The sequence below is a fragment of the Desulfovibrio sp. TomC genome, assembly GCF_000801335.2.
In the GTDB taxonomy this organism is placed as follows: domain Bacteria; phylum Desulfobacterota; class Desulfovibrionia; order Desulfovibrionales; family Desulfovibrionaceae; genus Solidesulfovibrio.
This window is the reverse complement of record NZ_JSEH01000023.1, coordinates 1-19,400: the sequence shown is the minus strand read 5'-3', so window position 1 is coordinate 19,400 and position 19,400 is coordinate 1. Positions and strand designations below refer to the sequence as shown.

The 19,400-nt window shown below is 65.7% G+C and carries 15 protein-coding genes; 12 read left to right on the top strand and 3 right to left on the bottom strand.

Annotated elements, in window-relative coordinates:
* The first annotated feature begins 11 nt into the window (after positions 1-11).
* Positions 12-614 (top strand): histidine phosphatase family protein, encoded by a 603-nt coding sequence (locus tag NY78_RS17905; RefSeq protein ID WP_043639033.1) that lies wholly within the window; start codon positions 12-14, stop codon positions 612-614.
* Entirely contained in the window at positions 611-1,771 is a 1,161-nt protein-coding gene (locus NY78_RS17900) for a glycosyltransferase family protein (protein ID WP_043639030.1), read from the top strand. Before NY78_RS17905 ends, NY78_RS17900 begins: the two co-directional genes overlap by 4 nt.
* 358 nt (positions 1,772-2,129) lie before the next feature.
* Here NY78_RS17900 and NY78_RS17895 read toward each other — a convergent pair whose 3' ends face one another.
* Both NY78_RS17895 and NY78_RS17890 read right to left on the bottom strand, forming a co-directional pair.
* Complete coding sequence (locus NY78_RS17895; protein ID WP_043639027.1) at positions 2,130-2,774, bottom strand: FkbM family methyltransferase; 645 nt, start codon at positions 2,772-2,774, stop codon at positions 2,130-2,132.
* On the bottom strand, positions 2,771-4,288 hold the full coding sequence (locus tag NY78_RS17890; RefSeq protein WP_043639024.1) for an ATP-binding response regulator: 1,518 nt from the start codon (positions 4,286-4,288) through the stop codon (positions 2,771-2,773). The genes NY78_RS17895 and NY78_RS17890 overlap by 4 nt, the downstream gene beginning before the upstream one ends.
* A 266-nt stretch (positions 4,289-4,554) precedes the next feature.
* On the opposite strand from NY78_RS17890, the gene NY78_RS17885 reads away from it, so the two are divergent.
* From NY78_RS17885 to NY78_RS17850, 8 genes are all read left to right on the top strand, one after another.
* Positions 4,555-5,769 carry an ammonium transporter gene (locus NY78_RS17885; RefSeq protein ID WP_043639021.1) on the top strand — a complete coding sequence of 405 codons (1,215 nt, stop codon included), beginning with the start codon at positions 4,555-4,557 and terminating at the stop codon, positions 5,767-5,769.
* Between the two features lie 22 nt (positions 5,770-5,791).
* Positions 5,792-6,130, top strand: coding sequence for a P-II family nitrogen regulator (locus NY78_RS17880; RefSeq protein ID WP_043639018.1), 339 nt, complete (start codon positions 5,792-5,794; stop codon positions 6,128-6,130).
* Positions 6,131-6,217: 87 nt separating this feature from the next.
* The gene (locus NY78_RS17875; protein ID WP_043639017.1) at positions 6,218-8,878 is read left to right on the top strand and encodes an HD domain-containing protein; all 2,661 of its coding nucleotides are present in this window, start codon (positions 6,218-6,220) and stop codon (positions 8,876-8,878) included.
* 137 nt (positions 8,879-9,015) lie between these two features.
* Positions 9,016-9,666 carry a peroxiredoxin gene (locus NY78_RS17870; RefSeq protein WP_043639014.1) on the top strand — a complete coding sequence of 217 codons (651 nt, stop codon included), beginning with the start codon at positions 9,016-9,018 and terminating at the stop codon, positions 9,664-9,666.
* Positions 9,663-9,917 (top strand): hypothetical protein, encoded by a 255-nt coding sequence (locus NY78_RS17865; protein ID WP_043639011.1) that lies wholly within the window; start codon positions 9,663-9,665, stop codon positions 9,915-9,917. Before NY78_RS17870 ends, NY78_RS17865 begins: the two co-directional genes overlap by 4 nt.
* A 183-nt stretch (positions 9,918-10,100) precedes the next feature.
* On the top strand, positions 10,101-10,703 hold the full coding sequence (locus tag NY78_RS17860) for a YkgJ family cysteine cluster protein (protein ID WP_156180981.1): 603 nt from the start codon (positions 10,101-10,103) through the stop codon (positions 10,701-10,703).
* Positions 10,700-13,072, top strand: a complete 2,373-nt coding sequence (locus NY78_RS17855; RefSeq protein WP_043639008.1) for a penicillin-binding protein 1A — start codon at positions 10,700-10,702, stop codon at positions 13,070-13,072. The genes NY78_RS17860 and NY78_RS17855 overlap by 4 nt, the downstream gene beginning before the upstream one ends.
* A 439-nt stretch (positions 13,073-13,511) precedes the next feature.
* Complete coding sequence (locus NY78_RS17850) at positions 13,512-14,003, top strand: hypothetical protein (protein WP_043639005.1); 492 nt, start codon at positions 13,512-13,514, stop codon at positions 14,001-14,003.
* Between the two features lie 383 nt (positions 14,004-14,386).
* Here the strand turns inward: NY78_RS17850 and NY78_RS17845 are convergent, their stop codons facing one another.
* Entirely contained in the window at positions 14,387-17,533 is a 3,147-nt protein-coding gene (locus NY78_RS17845; RefSeq protein ID WP_043639122.1) for a hypothetical protein, read from the bottom strand.
* Positions 17,534-17,717: 184 nt separating this feature from the next.
* Between NY78_RS17845 and NY78_RS17840 the strand changes: the two genes are divergently transcribed.
* Positions 17,718-18,092, top strand: a complete 375-nt coding sequence (locus tag NY78_RS17840) for a hypothetical protein (protein WP_047960272.1) — start codon at positions 17,718-17,720, stop codon at positions 18,090-18,092.
* A complete protein-coding gene (locus tag NY78_RS17835) occupies positions 18,070-19,212 on the top strand; it encodes an NADH:flavin oxidoreductase (RefSeq protein WP_331428931.1) in 1,143 nt (380 codons plus the stop codon). The genes NY78_RS17840 and NY78_RS17835 overlap by 23 nt, the downstream gene beginning before the upstream one ends.
* The last annotated feature ends 188 nt before the right edge of the window (positions 19,213-19,400 follow it).

Genomic DNA, 19,400 nt, shown 5'->3' with positions numbered 1-19,400 from the left:
GATGACAGGCCATGTCGCGCTGTGTTTTTCATTTTATGCGCCACGCCCCGACGTTGTGGAATCTGGAAAAACGGATCCAGGGCCAATGGGACAGCGAGCTGGCTCCGGCCGGGATCGCGTTTTGCGAAGCCCAGGCTCCCCGGATGCTCGGGCTGTCGCTGGCCCGTATCCTGGCCAGTGACCTCGGCCGGGCCAAGTCCACCGCCGGCATACTAAACCGCGTCCTGCGTCTGCCCGTGACCCTCGACCGCCGGCTTCGCGAGCAGCACTACGGAGCCTGGACCGGCAAGTACTGGCGCGACATCCCCCCCCAGGAGCTGGCCGAGGCCGAGGCGTCCGGCTGGCATTTCCAGCCCCCCGGCGGCGAATCCCGGGCCGATGTGCGCTCCCGGGCCGAGCACGCGCTCCTCGACGCCGCCCGGGCCAACGGCGGCAAAAATGTGCTGGTCGTCACCCACCAGGGCGTCATCAAGGCCATCCTCTACCATCTCCTTGGCCGGGCCTATATGCCGGACGAACCGCCGGCCTTTGATCTCGGGCGCATCCAGCAGGTGGTGTGCGAAGGCGGCGTCTTGTCTTTGGGCCAGCTCGACATGGAACTGCCTGGGTCGTGAAGGTCGCGGTCTACTGCCAGCATGTGCTGGGCATGGGGCACCTGTTTCGTACCCTGGAAATCGTGGCGGCCCTGGCCGGGCACGAGTGTCTGCTCATCCTTGGCGGCCCGGACACCCCGGCTTCCCTGCCGGACGGCGTCAGGCTGGTGCGCCTGCCTCCCCTGGCCATGGATGCCGAGTTCCAGGCCCTGACCCTGGCCGGGCCGGCTCTTGAGACGGCCAAGGCCGGGCGCAGCGCCCGTCTCCTGGCGGCCTTGACCGCCTTTTCCCCGGATGTCTTTTTCGTCGAGCTCTATCCCTTTGGCCGCAAGGCCTTTGAGTTCGAGCTGCTGCCGGCCCTGGCCGCCGCCCGGGAGGGCCGGTTCGGGCGCTGCTGTTGTGTCTGCGGCGTGCGCGATATTCTGGTCGAAAAAAAGGACCAGCCGGCCTACGAAGCCCGGGTGTTGGACCGGCTGGGCCGGTTTTTCGATGCCGTCTGCGTCCATGCCGATCCCACGCTCTTCCCGTTGTCCGCCACCTTTGCCCGGGCCGCCGAGATCCCGGTGCCGGTCATCCACACCGGCTACGTCGCGCCGGCTCCGGCCGTTGTCCGGTCGCGGCCGGCGGTTCGCCGGGAGCTTGGCGTGGCTGACGGGAAGTCCCTGATCGTTGCCTCGGCCGGCGGCGGCAAGGTGGGGAGCGACGTGCTGGCCGCCGTCCTGGCCGCCTGCCGGCAGCATCCTCGGTTGTCGGAAGCGGCGGTGCGGGTCTTTTCCGGGCCCTTTTGCGACGAAGCGGCCTATGCCGGTCTGGCGGCGGCGGCCGGGCGCCTCCCCGACGCCTGGGTGGCCCGGTTCACGCAGGGGTTTGCCGACGTGCTGCGGGCGGCCGACCTGTCGGTCAGTCTGGCCGGGTACAATACCGTCATGGGGCTGCTGGCCGCCGGCTGCCGGGGGCTGGCGGCCCCGTTTGACCAGAACCGGGAGCAGCGCCTTCGGGCCGAGCGCTTGGCCGGGCTGGGGCTGCTTGGCCTGCTTGATCCGGCCGATCTGGCCCCGCTGGTCCTGGCTTCGCGTATGGTCGCCGCCCTGGCCGGGCCGCCCCCGCCGCCAGGGGCCATCGACCTGGACGGCGCACAGGCCACGGCCCGGTTTCTGGAGAGCCTTGCGGCTGGCTGACGTCGCGGTAGAGTAGAGTAGAGTAGAGTAGAGTAGAGTAGAGAAGAAAAGAGAAGAGGAAGAGTGCCTCCGGCGGCCAAAGGGCAGTGCCCTTTGGAAACCCGCCTGGGGTTCGTCTGATTTGACCGGACGCGCGACCAAGTCGCCGAGCGGAAGTTCGGTAAGGCAAGATGAGAAGCGGCCAGGAATCGTGATGCCGTTGGTTCCCGTCAGACACCAACCTCGGCCGTCCAGGTCCACCGCCAACCGATTGGGCCGCCAGCGCCAAGACCCCCTTGAAAAATTTTTCCCTGTGCAGGGGTCCGGGGGGATCATCCGCCGCCGCCGGAGGCATTCCCCCGTCTTCTCTCCCTCTCCATCACCCCGGCGCAGGCCGCACAAACACGGCGTCTCCCGAGGCGATGCGGCCGGAGGCGTCGCGGTAGAAATCGTACAGCCCGTCGAGCGCCAGCCCGAATCCTTCCAGATAGGCCGTCAGTTCCGGCAAAAGCGCCTGTCCCGCGTAGAGCGGATAGAGCGCCGTCTCGGCCACCACCACCGATACCTCGGGCAACAGCGCCGTGGCTCCGCAAAGGGCCGGCAGCTCGAAGCCCTGCAAATCGAGTTTGATGACGTCGGCCCGGTCAAGGACTGCGTCCAGGCGGACCACCGGCACGGGAACGGTTTCGGCGACGCTCAGGATTTCGCCGGCATACTTGTCTGCAATGCCCGTGGGCGCGTAGAGCGAGGACAGGGTGGGCCGGGACATGACCGTCAACGGCAACGTGTCCGGCGACGCGCCCAGGGCCACGGGATGGACGACCACCCGGGCATCGTCGGCAAAGCGTTTGGCCAGCTTTCTGGCCAGGCGCGGCTGCGGCTCAAAGGCGTGGAGCCGGGCGCGGGGCAGGGCGGCCAGCAGCCGGGCGGCCACACGGCCTTTGTTGGCCCCGCCGTCGACGATGACGGGGGCGGGCGGCAGGCGGCAGCCGAGCAGCCGGGGAAGCCAGGATTCCCCGCTCATGCCCGGCCGTTCCCCGGACGCCAGACGGACTCGGCCGTGTCCTCGACCTCGTCGTCGCTTCTGTCGTTGTCGTCCGGGGTGTCGGCCAGGGGGTCGATGGGCAGTTGCAGGGTGAAGGCGGCCTCGCGGCCGGGCTGGGAAAAGGTCAGGGAACCGCCCATGTTCTTGACGATGCGGTAGGCCAGCGGCAGCCCCATGCGCTCGTCGCCTTCCTCGAAGGGCAAAAACAGCACCTCCGGGTCAATGATGTTGCGGCTGGGGAGAAAGCCCACGTCACAGTGGGCGTAGCGGGAATGGCGCGAGGTGGTCAGTCGGATCGTGCCGCCAAGGGCCATCCGGCTGGCGGCAAAGCGCACCAGGCTGGTCATGACCTGGGTGAGCAGGTCGGGGTCCAGGCGCAGGTCCGGCAGGCTGGCCGCCAGGTCGGTCTCGGCGGCAAGGCCCCGGGCGGAAAATTCCGGGGCCAGGAAATCCAGGGCCGCAGTCACGATGGCCCCCAGGGAGCACAGCCTGGGGCGCAGATCCACCGGATGGAGATAATTGCTGATCTTGTCGAGGATGTCCTCCAGCCGCCGGGCCTCGGACAGGATGATGGCGGCCTCCCGGTTGTCCGGCATCCGGGCCTGCAGACGGTGGGCGAACCCGGCGATGGAAAAGAGGGGATTTCGGATCTCGTGGGCCACTTCGGCCGATATGGCCCCGAGTGTCTTGAGCTTTTCTTCCTGCACGACGAACCGTTCCAGTTCCACCCGGTCGGTAATGTCGATCACGATCCCTTCGATGGTGACGCTGTTTTCCGGGGCATTGTCCCGGGAGGAGGGAATGGCCCGGAGCAGGGTATGGATGGTCGCGCCGTTTTTGTGCAGCAGGCGGCATTCTTCAGTCCGGGTGCGCTCGTGCGGGGTCAGGCTGCGCCGCAGGCAGGCCTCCACCTGTTCGCGGTCCTCGGGATGGACGCGGCTGATGAAAAAGCCGGGCGTGTCCAGGGCTTCGGCCCGGGTGAACCCAAGCAGCGGCCGGCAGAACTTGTTGACAAAGGCCAGTTCCAGTTGGCCGTCCAGGACAAAGACCAACAGCGGCAGGTTCTGCACCAGATTGAAATAGCGGTTTTCGGCCTGCCGCACCGCCCGGGACAGTTTCCGGCGTTCCAGGACCGCTTCCAGGGCGTGGCCCAGCAGGTCAAAACTCAGGATGGGCTTTTGCAGATAGTCGGCCGCGCCCAGGCGAAAGGCCCGGATGACGCCCTCGATGCCGTCCTGGCCGGAGATGACGATGACCGGCGGAGCGTCGCTTTCGTGGGACAGGCTTTCCAGGACGCCAAAGCCGTCAAGGCCGGGCAGGCGCAGATCGAGCAGCACGGCGTCGGGACGTTCGGCGGCGATGGCCGCCAGGGCGCGCAAACCGTCGACCGCCTCGGCCACAGCGTATCCGGACAGGTCCAGCCAGGCGCAGACCGGACCGCGGACATTTTCGTCATCCTCGACCACCAGGATTTTGGCGATTTTGTCGGACACGGCAGGCCTCCGGGATGTGATTACGATAGGAAGGATAGTCGGTTTTCCAGGAATACGCCAGTCGGGCCGTGCATGTGGCCAACTGCGTCGGAGTTGTTTTTTTAGTGTTGCAAAAATGTTAACGTTGGGCTATTCCCGAAGCCGTCACACCGACCATCCCCCCGTCGCCGGGCCTTGGAGAGGGCTGCGGAGGCTTTTGGCGGGATGGAACGGCTGTGGCGCTGGTAGCGGCAAGTTCGACAAAAACGTCATCAGAGGGGGAAACCATGAACGCGGCAGATACCGCATTCGTGCTCATTTCGGCGGCCCTGGTCATGCTTATGACTCCGGGTCTGGCTCTTTTTTACGGCGGCATGGTCCGGGGCAAGAACATCCTTGGCACGCTCATGCACTCCAACATCCTGCTTGGCACCGTGTCGGTGCTGTGGGCCCTGGTCGGCTACAGTCTGGCCTTTGGCGGCGATGTCGGCGGCCTGATCGGCAACCTGGACTACATGTTCTTAAACGGCGTCGGCACGGCGGCCAAGGAAGGCATCGACAACATCCCGCACTCGGCCTTCATGATCTTCCAGTGCATGTTCGCCGTCATCACCCCGGCGCTTATCACCGGCGCCTTTGCCGAACGCATCAAATTCTCCGGCTTCCTGCTCTTTACCACCCTGTGGCTGGTTCTGGTCTATTGTCCCATGGCCCACTGGGTCTGGGGCGGCGGCTGGATGGCCAAGATGGGCGCTCTCGACTTTGCCGGCGGCGCCGTCGTCCACATGAGCTCCGGCGCCTCCGCCCTGGCCGCCGTCCTCTACCTGGGACGCCGCCACGGCTACGGCAAACAGTCCTTTATTCCGCATAACCTGCCGCTGACCATCCTGGGCGCGGGCATCCTGTGGTTCGGCTGGTTCGGCTTCAATGCCGGCAGCGCCCTGGCCGCCAATGGTCTGGCGGCCTCGGCCTTCGTCACCACCCACTTGGCTGCCGCCGCTGCGGCGCTCAGCTGGATTGTCGTGGAGTGGTATCACCGCGGCAAGCCCACCACCCTTGGCATGGCCTCCGGCGCGGTGGCCGGCCTGGTGGCCATCACCCCGGCCGCCGGCTTTGTCCAGCCCATGCCGGCCATCTTGATCGGCCTTGTCGCCGGCGGGTTGTGCTACTGCGGCGTGCTGGCCAAGAGCTTTTTCAAGTACGACGACGCCCTGGACGTGGTCGGCATCCACGGCCTCGGCGGCACCTTCGGCGCATTGGCCACCGGCCTGTTCGCCACCAAGGCCGTCAACGAGCTTGGCAACGACGGCCTGTTCTACGGCAACCCCGAACAGCTGTGGATTCAGTTCGTCTCCGTGGTCGCTACCTGGGTGTTCTGCTTTGTCATGACGCTGATCCTCTTCAAAGTCGTGGACTTGCTGGTCGGTATTCGGGTAAGCCAGGAAGACGAAATCAAGGGCCTCGACGTCAGCCAGCACAGTGAAGTCGGCTACCAGCTCTAGGCAAGAAAAGGAGCGCGTCATTATGAAAAAGATCGAAGTCATCACCCGTCCCTATAAGCTCGACGAGATCAAGGAAAAGCTGACCAGCATCGGCATCAAGGGCATGACCGTCTCCGAGGTCAAGGGCTTTGGCCGGCAGCGCGGTCATACCGAAGTGTACCGGGGAGCCGAATATCAGGTGGATTTCGTGCCCAAGGTCAAAATGGAACTGGTGGTCGAGGACGCCGTGGCCGGCGAGGTCATCAAGGCCATCCAGGCCGCGGCCCAGACCGGCGAGGTCGGCGACGGCAAGATCTTCGTCTCCACCATTGACGAAGTCATCCGCATCCGCACCGGCGAGACCGGCAACGCCGCCATCTGACGCGCGACGCCGGGGACCCATTGCCAACCTATTGACCGGGAAGGAGGGGAACCTCCTTCCCGGTTGTTTCATTGAAGGGGAATGTCCATGCCGTCTGCGACTGACCGGCCGCCCAGCGCGGCCATGCTCGTCGAAGGCAAAAGCCTGTGCGACGATGCCCTGGCTGCCGGTCAGGTGGACGTGGCCTATGTGGCCGCCCTCGCCGACGTCTACGACCGCTATTTCCGGGAGCGCCTGGCCGAGTATCAGTCCGCCCAGGCCGACCAGGGCAGCCCGGCCGCCTTTGCCCTGGCGGCTGTTGGCGGCTACGGCCGGCGGGAGCTGTGTCCGGCCTCGGATATTGACGTCCTGGTCCTTTTCGAAGGCGACACGCCGCCAAACGCCGCCGAACTGGCCCGGTTCCTCTTTTTTCCGCTCTGGGATCTCGGCGTGGAGCTCGGCCACGGGGTGCGCACCGTCGGGGCCTGCTGCGAGCTGGCGGCCAGCGATCCCAAAGTGTTGGCTTCGCTCATTGACCTGCGTTTCCTGGCCGGCGACCCCGGGGTGGCGGCGCGTCTGGCGGCGCGCCTTACCGCCGAGATTTACCCGGCCCATGCCGCCGCCTTTGCCGACTGGCTGGCCCGGGGCAACGAGGAGCGCGGCCGCAACTACGGTGATGCCGGCGGGATGCTCGAACCCAATCTCAAAAACGGTCTGGGCGGTCTGCGCGACTGGCATCAGGTGCGCTGGCTCACCCGGCTCGATCCCCGGGGGGAGGCCGATGCCCGGCTCCTGGCCGACGACCTGGCCGCCCTGGAGGAGGACGCCCGGTTTGTGCTGACGGCCCGGATGCACCTGCACCGGTGCTGCGGGCGTAAAAACGACAAACTGTATTTCGAATTTCAGGAGCGCGTGGCCGAGGCCATGGGCTTTGGCCCCCGGGGCGATCGCAAGGCCGTGGAACGCTTCCTGTCGCAGCTCTTGCGCCGCATGGCCGACATCAAGGCCCTTCGCTTGTCGGTGTGGCCGCTTCTGGCCGGAGGGGTGGGGGCCATTGATCTGGCAGCCCCGGCCACGACAGTCTCGGCCGGCATCGAGGACGCCCCCGAAGGCCTGCGTTTTGCCCGGCAGGTGGCGGACACGGCGGCCATGGAACTGGTTTTTGACCTCTTCGCCGCCTGCGCGGCCACCAATCGCCCCCCCTCCCACGACACCTTGCATCGCCTGCGGGCCATGGCCGGGGGGCTGGGGCGGCTGGCCGGGGTGTCGCCGCGCACCGGGCGCATGATCTACGACCGTTTGGGCGAGATCATGGCTGTCGACGTCGGCGGCGTGGCCATGGAGGCCATGCTGGCTTCCGGCCTGCTTGCGGCGGTCCTGCCGGAGTTTGCCCGGGTTGCGGACATCGTGTCCTACGACGTCTACCACGTCCATCCGGTCGGCCGGCACAGCCTGGAGGCGGTGCGCCTCTTGGCTGAAATCCGGGCGGGAGCCCCGTCCCGGGCCAAGGACCTGCTGGCCGGTCTGCCCCGGCCGGAACTGGCCTTTTGGGGCCTGTTGCTCCACGACGTGGGCAAGGGCCTGGGCGGCGGGCATGCCGAGAAAGGGGCGCAACTGGCCGAGGACATGCTCACCCGGCTTTCGGCCCCGCCAGAAGCCCGCCACGCCATCGCCGCCCTGGTGCGCGAACACCTCATCCTGCCCGAGACCGCCACCGGCCGGGATCTGGCCGACCGCAACATCGTGGCCCGGGTCGCCGGCCGGGTGGCCACGGTGGAGATGCTCGACATGCTCGTGCTCCTGGCCCGTTGCGACGGGCTGGCTACCGGCCCCCAGGCCTGGACCGGCTGGAAGGAATCGCTGGTCTACGACCTCTACGCCAAGGTGCGCGCCGCCATCGAACAGGGACGTCTTTTCGCTGCCGGCGACGCCCGGATCATGCTGGCCACCCGCGACCGGCTGCGCGAGATGGCCCGGGATCGTTTTTCTGCCGAGGCCCTGGAGGAAATGCTGCTGGCCATGCCGCCGCGCTATCTGGTCAGCCAGCCCGTGGAGTCGATCCTCGGGCATCTGGACCTCCTGGCCGAACTGGAAGCGGCCGAGGCCGAGGACCGGCGCATGAAACCCGGTGATCGTGGCGGCCGCGACGTGGCTGCCGTCACCCAGACGGCCTTGCCCGGCGGCGAGGGATTTGCCGTGACCGTGGCAGCCCGGCGGGTGCAGGCGCTTTTTTCCACCGTCACCGGCGTACTGGCCCTGCACGACCTGTCCATCCACGAAGCCGACGTCTTTGTCTGGGAAGACGGCGTGACCATCCTGTCGCTTCGCACCGGCAATCCGCCGGACGTCATCTACAGCGACGAGGTCTTTGCCCGGGTGGCCCGGGCCGTGCGCTACGCCCTGTCCGGCAAACTCTTCCTGGCCTATCGGCTGGCCCGCAAACGAAGCTCCTTTGCCGCCGCCGCCACGCCGGCCGGGCCGAAATCGCCGCCGACAGTCCGGCTCGACAACAAGGCCTCGGATCTGTTTACGGTCATCGACGTCTCGTGCGACGACCGGGTGGGGCTTTTGTACGACATCGCCCGAACGCTTACGGAATTGCATCTGGAAACGCATCTGGCCAAGGTCATGACCCCGGCCGGACGGGTGCGCGACGTGTTTTACGTGCGCGGCCTGGACGGGCGGCGCATCGAGGACCCGGAACAGATTGACGAGATCAAGGCGGCGCTCCTGCACCGGCTGGCCGGCGATCCGTGCTCGCTCTCTTGACTGATCCGGGAGGGCTTACCGACCGTTGCGCCTGTCTTTCTCTGGCCGGGCGCGCTTGACGCGCCGCAGCGAAGCGTTAATAAAAGGGCTGTGAGAGCCGGGCCATGGCAGTGTGCCATGGCCGACAAGGAGCCTGCATGACCGAATCCGCTTCCGTTTGCGTCCCGCGCATCGGCGATCCGGCCCCGGATTTCGAGGCCGAAACAACCCACGGCATCCTGCGTCTGGAAGACTTTCGGGGAAGCTGGCTGGTGCTGTTCTCCCATCCGGCGGATTTTACGCCGGTGTGCGCCTCGGAACTGATAGCCTTTGCCGGCGTGCGCGACACGCTGCGCAAATCCGGCTGCGAGTTGCTCGGCCTGTCGGTCGATTCCATCTTCTCGCATATCGCCTGGGTGCGGTCCCTTGAGGAGAAGTTCGGCGTTGTGATCGACTTTCCCCTCATTGCCGACACCACCGGCGAGATGGCCCGACGCTACGGCATGACCATGCCGGCCGAGTCGGCAACCGAACCGGCCCGCGTGGTTTTTGTCATTGACGACCGTCAGTTCATCCGGGCGTTTATGGCCTATCCCATGACCACGGGACGCAACGTCGAAGAAATCATGCGCCTTGTCGCGGCGCTTCAGGCTACAGACGCCCATGGCGTGGCCACGCCTGCCGGTTGGAAACCCGGCGAGGGCGTTCTGGCCCCGCCGCCGCGAACCCAGGCCATGGCCGAAGAACGGGCCAAGGCCGCCGGTCCGAGCTGCCCGGATTGGTATTTTTGCAAAAGAGAGTTGTCATGACTTCCGACATGTACGACGCCGCCGAAGCCACCCCCCAGGTCAAGCCCGACGGATCGCTCACCCAGGCCGCCAAGGACATCCTGCGGGTCTGCGAACCCCCAGCCACGGAGGAGGATATCAGCCGGGCCCTGGTGCGGCATTTCTCCCAGGTCCAGCCCATGGTCCGCGATCTGGTCAACCTCGGGCTGCTCGAAGACAACAACGGGCGTCTGGCAGTGACCGCCTACGGCCGGGAAAAACTCGGCCGCTAACCACGTCGCCGGGCGTCCCGCCGGCCCCGGTCTGCCGGGGTTGGGCGGGACGCCCGGGTGTTGCCCGGGCCAAGGGCTCTGGTGCGGGCCTTTACGGCCGGGTGCGCCGGGATTATGGTGGCCCGGGATGCCGGATACGGCCGGGGAGGGACCCCGGTGCGTGCGGCGGCCCGGGAGGTCGCCGTGAATGCTGATCTGACGCTGTTGTCAAAGGGGCCGCCGCCCGGCGGGGAGGCCTGCGCCCGTTGCGCCGCCGCCGGTCCCACCTGCTGCACGCTGTCCCCAGGCCAGGAAGAGTTGTGTTTTCCCGTCTCGGAGATGGAGCGCACCCGCATCATCGAACAGGTGGGTCTGACCCTGGGGGCCTTTGTCCCCGAGGCCAATTCCGGGGCCTTCGTGGCCAATCTCGCCCGGCTGTTCCCGGGTGACCGGGACCGTGTGGCCCGACTTTTTCCCGAGACCGGACAGCATCTGCGCCTGGCCGTGGACCCGTCCGGCAATTGTGTCTTTTTGCGCGCCGGCGGTTGCTGCTTGCCAAGGCCGGTGCGTCCGTATTATTGCCGGCTCTTCCCGTTTTGGATGACCGGTCGGGCCGTTTCGGCCTTTGCCGCCCCGGGTTGTCTGGTCAACCGCCAGGGCCGGACCGTCCTGCGGATGCTGGCCCTGCTTGGCTGCACCGAGGCCGATGTCCGTGACCTCCATGGCCGGTTGCGTCTGGCCTGGGGGCTTCCCCCCAAGGAAGGCATGCCCTTCGTCACTCCCTCCCCTGCGAGATTCCGCCCGTGAAAAAGTTTCTTATCCTTCTGGCGATTTTGGGTTTCGTCGGCCTCGTTTCCGGTCTGGCCGGCGGCATCGGCCTCTATTACTGGGCCTCGAGCGACCTGCCGAGCTTTCGCAAGATCACCGACTACCGCCCGCCCCTGGTCACCACCATCTACGCCCGGGGCAACAAGGTGCTCGGCTACCTCTATTCCGAAAAGCGTTTCCTGGTGACGCTCTCGGAAATGCCCGATTTTCTGCCCAAGGCCTTTCTGGCCGCCGAAGACTCCACCTTCTATCAGCATGAGGGCGTGGACTTCTCGGCCATTGTCCGGGCCATGATCAAAAACCTGCAGCAGGGCAGCCGCAAGCAGGGCGGGTCCACCATCACCCAGCAGATCATCAAGCGCCTGCTTTTGTCCTCGGAAAAAAGCTACACGCGCAAAATCAAGGAAGCCATCTTAGCCTACCGCCTGGAGAAGTACCTGACCAAGGACGAGATCCTGACCATCTATTTGAACCAGATCTACCTCGGCTCCCGGGCCTACGGCGTGGAAGCGGCGGCCCGGACCTATTTCGGCGTCCATGTGGGCGACCTGACCATTGCCCAGGCGGCGCTGCTGGCCGGCCTGCCCCAGGCTCCCAGCCGCTACAGCCCGTTCCGTGATTTTGAATCGGCCAAGAGCCGCCAGAAATACGTCCTTGGCCGCATGCTGGCCCAGAACTGGATCACCCAGGCCCAGCACGACGCTGCCGTGGCCGAGGCCCTGGTCTTTAAGAGCATGCCCGATCCGTCCTGGGAAGTGGCCCCGTTTTATCTGGAAGAGGTGCGCCGGGAACTGATCGACCGCTTTGGCGAGGATCAGGTGTACAACGGCGGCCTGCATGTCCACACCGCCGTCGATCTCAAACACCAGGAAGCGGCCGAGCGGGCGCTTCGCGAGGGGCTTGTGGCCTCGGAAAAGCGGCGGGGGTTCAAGCCGACCCTGGAGAAGCTGGAGAAAGACAAATACGGGGATTTTTACGAACGTTCCAACGTGCCGGAGTCGCTCCTGAACCCGGGACGATGGGTCAAGGCCCTGGTCCAGGAGGTGAGTCCCTCGGGCGCAATCGTCCGTTTTGGCGACAAGTACGGCCTGATACCGGCCGAGGACATGAGCTGGGCCAAGGGCAAGGTGGAAGTGGGCGATCTGGTCTGGGCCTCGGTGACCGCCGTGCCGGACAAGCCCGGGGCGGAAAAACCAGCCCCGACAGCAGCCCCGGCCGGCAAGAAGGGGAAACCGGCCGAAACCCCCGCCCCGGCGGTCGTGACCAAGTCCGGGCGGCCCATGTGGAAGCTGGCCATGCAGCTGGAGCCGCGTATCGAAGGGGCCATCGTGTCCATGGACCCGCGCACCGGCGAGGTGCTGGCCTGCGTGGGCGGCTTCTCCTTTGAAAAGAGCCAGTTCAACCGGGCCACCCAGTCCTTTCGCCAGCCCGGGTCATCATTTAAGCCCATTGTCTATTCCGTGGCCATGGACAACGGCATGACCCCGGCCACGGTGGTCATGGACGGTCCGTTCACCTACGTCGACCCCTGGACCCATGTGGCCTGGACCCCGGGCAACTACGAGGGCGACTACGGCGGCCCCATGACCATCCGCTCCGCCCTGGCCAAATCCAAAAACCTCGTCACGGTGCGCGTGGCCCAGCAGGTGGGCATGAAAAAAATCGTGGACCGCGCCCATGAACTGGGGCTGCGCGGGGATTTCGGGCCGTTTTTGCCGGTCAGCCTCGGGGCGGTCGCCGTCAATCTGATGGACATGGTCCGGGCCTATTCGGCCTTTGCCCGGGACGGATCCATCATCAATCCCCGGTTTGTCCTCGACGTCAAAAGCCCCTGGGGCGAGGAAATCTGGGTCAACAAGCCCGAGATCAAGCAGGTCTTTTCGCCGCAGACCGCCTACGTCATGGATTGTCTGCTCAAGGAAGTGGTCCGGGCCGGCACGGCCACCGCCGTCAAGGTCCTCGGCCGGCCCATTGCCGGCAAAACCGGCACCACCAACGATTTCCAGGATGCCTGGTTCATGGGCTTTTCACCCTATCTGCTGACCGGCTGCTACATCGGGTTTGACCAGCCCAAGTCCATGGGCAAGGGCGAGACCGGCGGCCGGGCCTCCCTGCCCATCTGGCTGTCCTACCGCAAGGCAGTTGAGGAAGACTACCCGGTGGAGGATTTCTCGCGTCCGCCCGGCATTTTCATGGGCACTGTGGACGGCGTGCCCATGGCCTTCAAGGAAGGCACCGAGAAGGGGTCCATGGCCACCATCATGGACGAGGAGCAGGAGAAGGCGTTTTTAACCGATCCCAACGCGCCGCTCGGGAAGGGCGAGGATCTGCTCAAACAGATGTTCTAGCCCCCTCGCCGGGAGTGTGCCGCCGCCGTCAACGACGCCGTCGGCCCGGGCTTGCGCCAAGCCCGGGCCGACGGCGTTTTGCGTGGGGGATGATGCAGGCGGCCTGGCGACACGAGCTGTTTGGAGTGTTTCAGAGCCGTGTCGGTTTTGCTTGCTTGGCCACTATGGCCAATCTGTAATGCCAAAGATGCTTGCGGTTCAGTTCCTGTGATTATGGCCAGTGCAATTTTTAATACAGAAATTTTGCGCAAGCTGTATCGAAATACTGTGGCACTTGGAGTCGTCATGGCAGGCTGTCTTGAGGTGTTGTGCTGGATTTCTTGAGAAGACGTGGTTGTTTTAAAAAGGTTACGGTCGAATAATATTTATTTCTATGTAAACTAATTTCCGGGCCGGCCGATAAGCTGACTGACGGCAATCACAAACAAGGAGTCAAGCCATGTCATCGGATCTTATCAGCCTGTCTTATGGCACCAATTCGTCAACTCTTTCCAGCCTGACCTCGACCACGAGTTCCACGGCCGCGACTGCGACCGGCTCTCTGGCCACTTCGACCAGCCAGAGCGCCGACGCCACCGATCTCTCCAAGGGTGGGCAGTCCATGCAGGAGCTCAAGGAGCTGGCCTCGTCGGACCCCGAGAAGTTCAAGGCCGTCGCCCAGACGATTTCCGACAAATTGACCGAAGCGGCCGGCAACTCGACCGATTCCAATACGTCCAAGATGCTTTCGGAAATGGCCTCGAAGTTTTCGACCGCCGCGTCTTCCGGTTCCATGGATTCCCTGACCCCGCCCGAACCGCCGACCGGCGCCGCCGGAGCCCAGGGACAGGCGGCAGCCCAGTATTCCAAGCAAAGCGGGGCCAATCCCATGGAGCAGATGGACAGCATTATTTCCGATGCCCTTTCCGGCGTCGGTTCAACTTCGGCCTAGGCTGCGTTTACGATGTGCCGGGCCGGCACGCAGGACACCCCGTCGCCGGGCCTCGCCGGGCGACCGGCGGCGGGGAGCGCGTGAGGCCGGCAGATGGCTTGGGCCATGGGCAGGAGCGCGTCTCTGGCAAGGCGAGGTGAGTGCTCACCGGCAGACATGCGGTCGTTGGCCTGGGGAGCAACCAGTCCTCCGGGCTGCGGCCGGGAGTTGGGCCCCGGCCCCCTCTCTCCTCTTTTCGCGGGCAACTGCCGCTCGCCGGCTCGGCAACGCCGACCGTCACATGAAACTCCTCCAGGAGGGGATTCCAAAGGGACTCAGTCCCTTTGGCCGCCGGAGGCTATTGCTCTCTATTCTCTTTCTTCTTCTCTTTCTCTCTGCGCTCCCTACAGCCCGCCCAGGCGGACGTCGCGGCCGAGCAGGCTGTTTTGCAGGGTCAGCGGTTCGGCCGGCGGATGGCGCAGGGCCAGTTCCTGGAGGTCGTCCAGGTAGCGTCTGGCGTTGCTCAAATAAAAGGACAGGGCCGGGGCGAATTTGCGTCCGACAAGGCCCTCGATAAACAGCCGGCTGATTTCGCGTTCGCGCAGCAGCACGTACTGCGACAGGAGGAACATCCGTCGTTCCTCTGAAGACATGGACCGCATGGCCCGGGCCAGGACTGTGCGCGCCCGGGGCTGGTACATCCAGAAATAGAGGAAATCCAGAGCATTTACGATGACGATCTTGTCCAGATCGCCTTTCTGGGAGCCGATGGAGGTGATGAACTCCTTGGGCGTTTCCAGCAGCTTGGCCACGTCGTCGCTGGGAAAGAGCAGCTCCAGCAGGGAATAGGTGTCGTAGAGCTGCTTGAATTTTTCCCGGTAGTCGCGAAGGCGCATCCGCACGTATTTGGCCCGGTCGGCCAGGCCTTCAATGACGGCGGCCACGCAGTCCGAGGCGAATTTGGACACGATGGCGGCAAAGGGCTCAAGGGCCATGGCCGGGTCGGGGCAGCCGCCGTGGGCCAGCAGCCAGGTCAGGCCCTGGTTGAGGCCAAAGGCCAGGGGAATGGACAGCACGGAGCGGAAGAGGTTGCCGACGGCCGCGGATTTGGGCAGGCCGCGCAGCAGATTGTGACTGGCCAGATACAGGCCGTTGGCCACGGCCATGCAGGCGAAAAGGAGCAAGGGGTTGCTGGCGGTGGTGACGTCAAAGCCCTGCCCCAGAAGCAGGCTGCGCACCACGATGTCGAGCAGCGGCACGGAAAAGCCGGTGTAGAGCAGCGAATCGGCCAGCCGGTCGAAACTGACGTAGTCCTTCCAGGTTAAAAGCGGCGTGCGCCGCAGCCCGCCGCAGCCGAGCACGGCCTGAATGACGTTTCGAACGCCGGTGATGCCAAACCAGATAAACGGCCCGAGCCAGGCCAGGACCCACCAGGAATTGACGCTGGCAAAGGAGGCAGCGGCCACGGCGAATCCCAGGCTGATCTTGAGCGTGTTTTTCAGTGTGCTGCTCAAGTAGCGCCAGGACAGGCGAAGGGGCCGGCGCAGCGCCTCGGCCCGGGTCAGGAAGCGCTGGCTGGCCTTTTGCTGGATGCCGCCCAGGGTGTGGATGTTGGCCGTGGCCGGCGTGGCCTTGAAAAACCGCTGGGCCACCCAGTCCAGGACGTAGCGGTAGCCGGCCAGACGCAGCCCGGGCAGGCTTCGCAGGAAGCGGAAAAACCGCGCCGACAGGTCACAGGAAAACTCATCGGGCAGGGTGCTCACCCGGGGCGTGACCGTCACCCCGACCGGGATGGCCCGGCGCAGGCTTTGCCCGGGATGCTTCTCGCGCCGGGCCAGCCGTTTCCTGGACCGGGCCGGCAGGCTGTCGGCCACCACCAGGCCCATGCCGTGGCAGCGGGTGGATTGGCCGGTGGAGTCCGTGCCGATGCGGGCTGACAGGGGCCGCTGGCGGTAGGCCCCGGCAATGGCGGCCACGTCCTGGCGAAGCGCCCGAAGGGCGGCAGCCACCTCCCCGGTCCCTTCGGCTTCGGCCGTATCGGCCGTGCGGGTGAGCAGGCGCTTTAGGGCCACCACGTTGCCGGCATTGACGATGGAAAGCAGGGACAAGGTCTCGCCGCCGTCGCCGCCGCCGGTTTCAAAGACGCGCAGATTAAAGGCGTCACAGTCGGTAATTTTCCCCCGGCAGGCAAAAAGAACCAGCAGAATGTCGGGCAGGGCCATTTCGGCCGTACACAGGGCCAGCTTGTTGTGAAAATGCAGGGAGCTTATGCGCTCGGTCAGTTCGGTCGGGCTGACGGTCAGGCGGGGCGGCAGGGTTTCGCCCGGGAGGGCGGCCTCGGGTGCGGCAACCTCCGGGTTGGCGGCCGGGGAGAGGTAATCGTCGAGCAGGGCCTCGACATCCAGGCTGTCGCGTTCGGCCAGATAGGGGCAGGCTCCCTGGGGGGCGGCCTTGTCCATGGTCTCGTCGGCCTGGGCGTCGAGCAGGGGACGCAGGGCATCGTGAATGAATCTGGCCAGATGCAGCAGGCTGGCTTGGCCGGAACCGACAAAGGCCAGAAATTCTTCGGGATCAAGCGGCTCCAAGGCCAGTCCGTAGCGCTCCCGGATGGTGTGGCGGTGGCGGTCGTTGAAGGCGGCGAGCAGGGCCAGGACGAAGCGCTGTTGGCGCAGTGACAGCTCGAAACCCTCGCGCATGAATTCGCGCACCCCGGGCTTTTTGAGAAACGCCGTGCACTCCTCCGGCCGGTCAAAGCCGCGCGGCGTCCAGACGATCTTGACATGCCCGCCCCGGTGGCTGGCCAGGCACTCGATGCCGATGTCCACGCGCGTGTCCATGATGGCGGCGGCTTCGAGCAGTTCGGCCGCCGTCTCCGGGCGCACGAAATGGTAGTGGATGACGGTGAGCCGGCGGATGCCCTTGATCCAGGCGTCCATGATGAGATGGGTGGGTGATTTGCGGCCCTTGGTATTGGCGTCGTGGACGTGGTCGTCAAAGGCGATCTGGTTCCACTCCTCGGGCATTTCCAACAGATGGTATTCGGCCAGGAGCTTTCGCACCACCCGGGGACGGCCGGAGACGGCGCTTCGGAAGTCGTGGGCCAGTTCCAGCTGGCGGCGGGGGGTGTCCCGGGCGCGCACCAGCTCCTTCATGATCTGGAGCAGGACCCGGGCGGTATTTTTTTCCAGTCCCGATTCGGCTGCGGCCATGACCTCGTCGCGCAGGGAGCGCAGGGCGGTGAGCCGGTCGCCGGCCATCCCGGCCTCCAGCGACCCGAGCAGATGGATGACGGCGTAGGCGATGCGAAGCCCCTTGGGCGCGGCCATCTCCTTGATCCCGTGGGGATGGAGGTAGGGGGCGAGCAGGCGTTTTAAGCTCGAGGAACCGCGCCGGGCCAGGACGTCGTTGACGATGCGCAGCAATTCGTAATCGCCGGCATCAAAACACAGACGCGAGGCAGCCGTGCGGGCCACGCCGTCGAGGGCATGGTCGCTGGCATTGGTTTCGGGCAATGGCGGGATGCCCGGTTCCGGCAGGGATGGTTCGCTCATAAGCATGTCTTATTTTTCACATTCTATCTACCGATTCCACCCCGTGTCGTCAAGAACTTCCCCGGCCGCAGGACCGCGACGGCCGCAGTCGCCGGCGGTTGCCGAAAGATTTGCCATGACTGCGCTGTTTGGTCATACTCATTGAGGGATGGGTCTTTCACTGTCCGCCACCGAGGGAGGAACGATGACCAAACGAAGTGTGCCTGCTGCGGCCTTTGCTGTTGTGCGTGACGCTGCCGGGCGCATCCGGGAGCTTGAAGCCCAGGCCGGGCGGCTTTTGCACGAGTCCGGGGACACGGCCGGCCACCGGCGGCTTTTGACTGAGAAGTGCCTGATCCTTGAGGCCTTGCCGGAAGAGGCCGCTGCCGGTCTTGACGGCAGCGCTACCCCGGAGGCCGTGGCCTTTACCGCCGGTCTTGAGGATTTCGCCCGCCGGGCCGGTCTGGCCCTGCAACTCGAAAGCATTTTTTTCATGGGCGCACTGCTCTATCCTGATGATTATCAGGACGGCGAGCCCAACGACCTGGAGCGTTTCCTTGAGCGCTTTGCCGCAGCCTGACGCCATGGCGGTCGCCACTCCCCTGGTCATCAACGGGATGCGGGTGAAAAACCGCTTCGTACGCTCGGCCACCGGCGAGGGCATGGCCAACGTCGACGGCTCGGTGTCCGACCGTCTGGAAGCCTGCCTCAAGGCCCTGGCTGTGGGTGAGGTGGGCCTGGTCATTTCCAGCCACGCCTATGTGGAAAAGCGCGGCCAGGCCAGGGCCGGCCAGCTTGGCGTCCACACCCCGGACATGGAAGCCGGCATCGCCCGGCTGGCCCGGGCGGTCCATGCCTACGGCGGGCGGTTCGTGGTCCAGCTGGCCCATGCCGGGAGCCGGGCCGACTCGACCGTGACCGGCGAACCGGCGCTTGGTCCCTCGGCCCCCGTGACGCCCGATGCGCCCCAGTGCCGGGCCATGGTGGCCGACGATCTGGCCCGGATCGAGGCGGCTTTCGGGGCGGCAGCGGCCCGTTGCCGCGATGCCGGGGCCGACGGCGTGCAGATCCACGCCGCCCACGGCTATGGCTTAAGCCAGTTTCTGTCCCCCCGCACCAATCAGCGGACCGGGGCCTATGGCGGATCGCTGGCCAATCGGGCGCGGCTGCTGCTTGAGGTCCTGGGAGCCATTCGCGGCCGCATCGGTCGGGATTTCCCGGTGCTGGCCAAGATCAACTGCGACGACTTCATCGAGGGCGGCTTCACGGCCGCTGAAAGCCTCCAGGTCGTGTCCTGGTTGGAGACGGCGGGGCTGGACGGGGTGGAGTTGTCGGGCGGCGTGTTCGAGTCGGGCCAGCGCACGTTTTCCCGTCTCGGTCGTCTGGCCATTCCCGAGGGCGAGGCCTGGTATCGGGAGAACGCCCGGGCGGTCAAGGCCGCCGGCGTGACCATGCCGCTGATCCTGGTCGGCGGCATCCGCAGCCTGGGTACCTGCGAAGACCTTGTGGCCTCAGGCGACGCCGATCTGGTGGCCCTGTCCCGGCCCTTTATCCGCGAACCCGGACTGGTCGCCCGCTGGCTGGCCGGCGATACGGCCCCGGCCGCCTGCGTCAACGACAACCTGTGCTTTGCCCCTGCCCGGTCCGGCCAGGGGATCTACTGCGTCACCGAAGCCCGGAAGGCGCAGCGGACAGAGTAGGGGGGATGCGACGAGGCAGAAGAATGCCTCCGGCGGCCGGGGGCCTGAGGCCCCCGGACCCCCCAACGGGAAGAGGCTTTTTAAGGGGTTTTTGATGGGGGGTGTCAAACGGGTCGGTTGTGGTCATGCCTGTCTGCCCGTTTGCCCGTGACGGCAACCACCGTTGCTCCGGCGCGGGGGATGATCCC

Excerpts from the sequence above, each read along its gene's own strand:
- NY78_RS17870 (WP_043639014.1), top strand. The coding sequence starts at position 9,016 with ATGACCGAATCCGCTTCCGTTTGCGTCCCGCGCATCGGCGATCCGGCC.
- NY78_RS17845 (WP_043639122.1), bottom strand. The coding sequence starts at position 17,533 with ATGAGCGAACCATCCCTGCCGGAACCGGGCATCCCGCCATTGCCCGAA.
- NY78_RS17840 (WP_047960272.1), top strand. The coding sequence starts at position 17,718 with ATGACCAAACGAAGTGTGCCTGCTGCGGCCTTTGCTGTTGTGCGTGAC.
- NY78_RS17895 (WP_043639027.1), bottom strand. The coding sequence starts at position 2,774 with ATGAGCGGGGAATCCTGGCTTCCCCGGCTGCTCGGCTGCCGCCTGCCG.
- NY78_RS17865 (WP_043639011.1), top strand. The coding sequence starts at position 9,663 with ATGACTTCCGACATGTACGACGCCGCCGAAGCCACCCCCCAGGTCAAG.
- NY78_RS17905 (WP_043639033.1), top strand. The coding sequence starts at position 12 with ATGTCGCGCTGTGTTTTTCATTTTATGCGCCACGCCCCGACGTTGTGG.
- NY78_RS17850 (WP_043639005.1), top strand. The coding sequence starts at position 13,512 with ATGTCATCGGATCTTATCAGCCTGTCTTATGGCACCAATTCGTCAACT.
- NY78_RS17880 (WP_043639018.1), top strand. The coding sequence starts at position 5,792 with ATGAAAAAGATCGAAGTCATCACCCGTCCCTATAAGCTCGACGAGATC.
- NY78_RS17885 (WP_043639021.1), top strand. The coding sequence starts at position 4,555 with ATGAACGCGGCAGATACCGCATTCGTGCTCATTTCGGCGGCCCTGGTC.
- NY78_RS17875 (WP_043639017.1), top strand. The coding sequence starts at position 6,218 with ATGCCGTCTGCGACTGACCGGCCGCCCAGCGCGGCCATGCTCGTCGAA.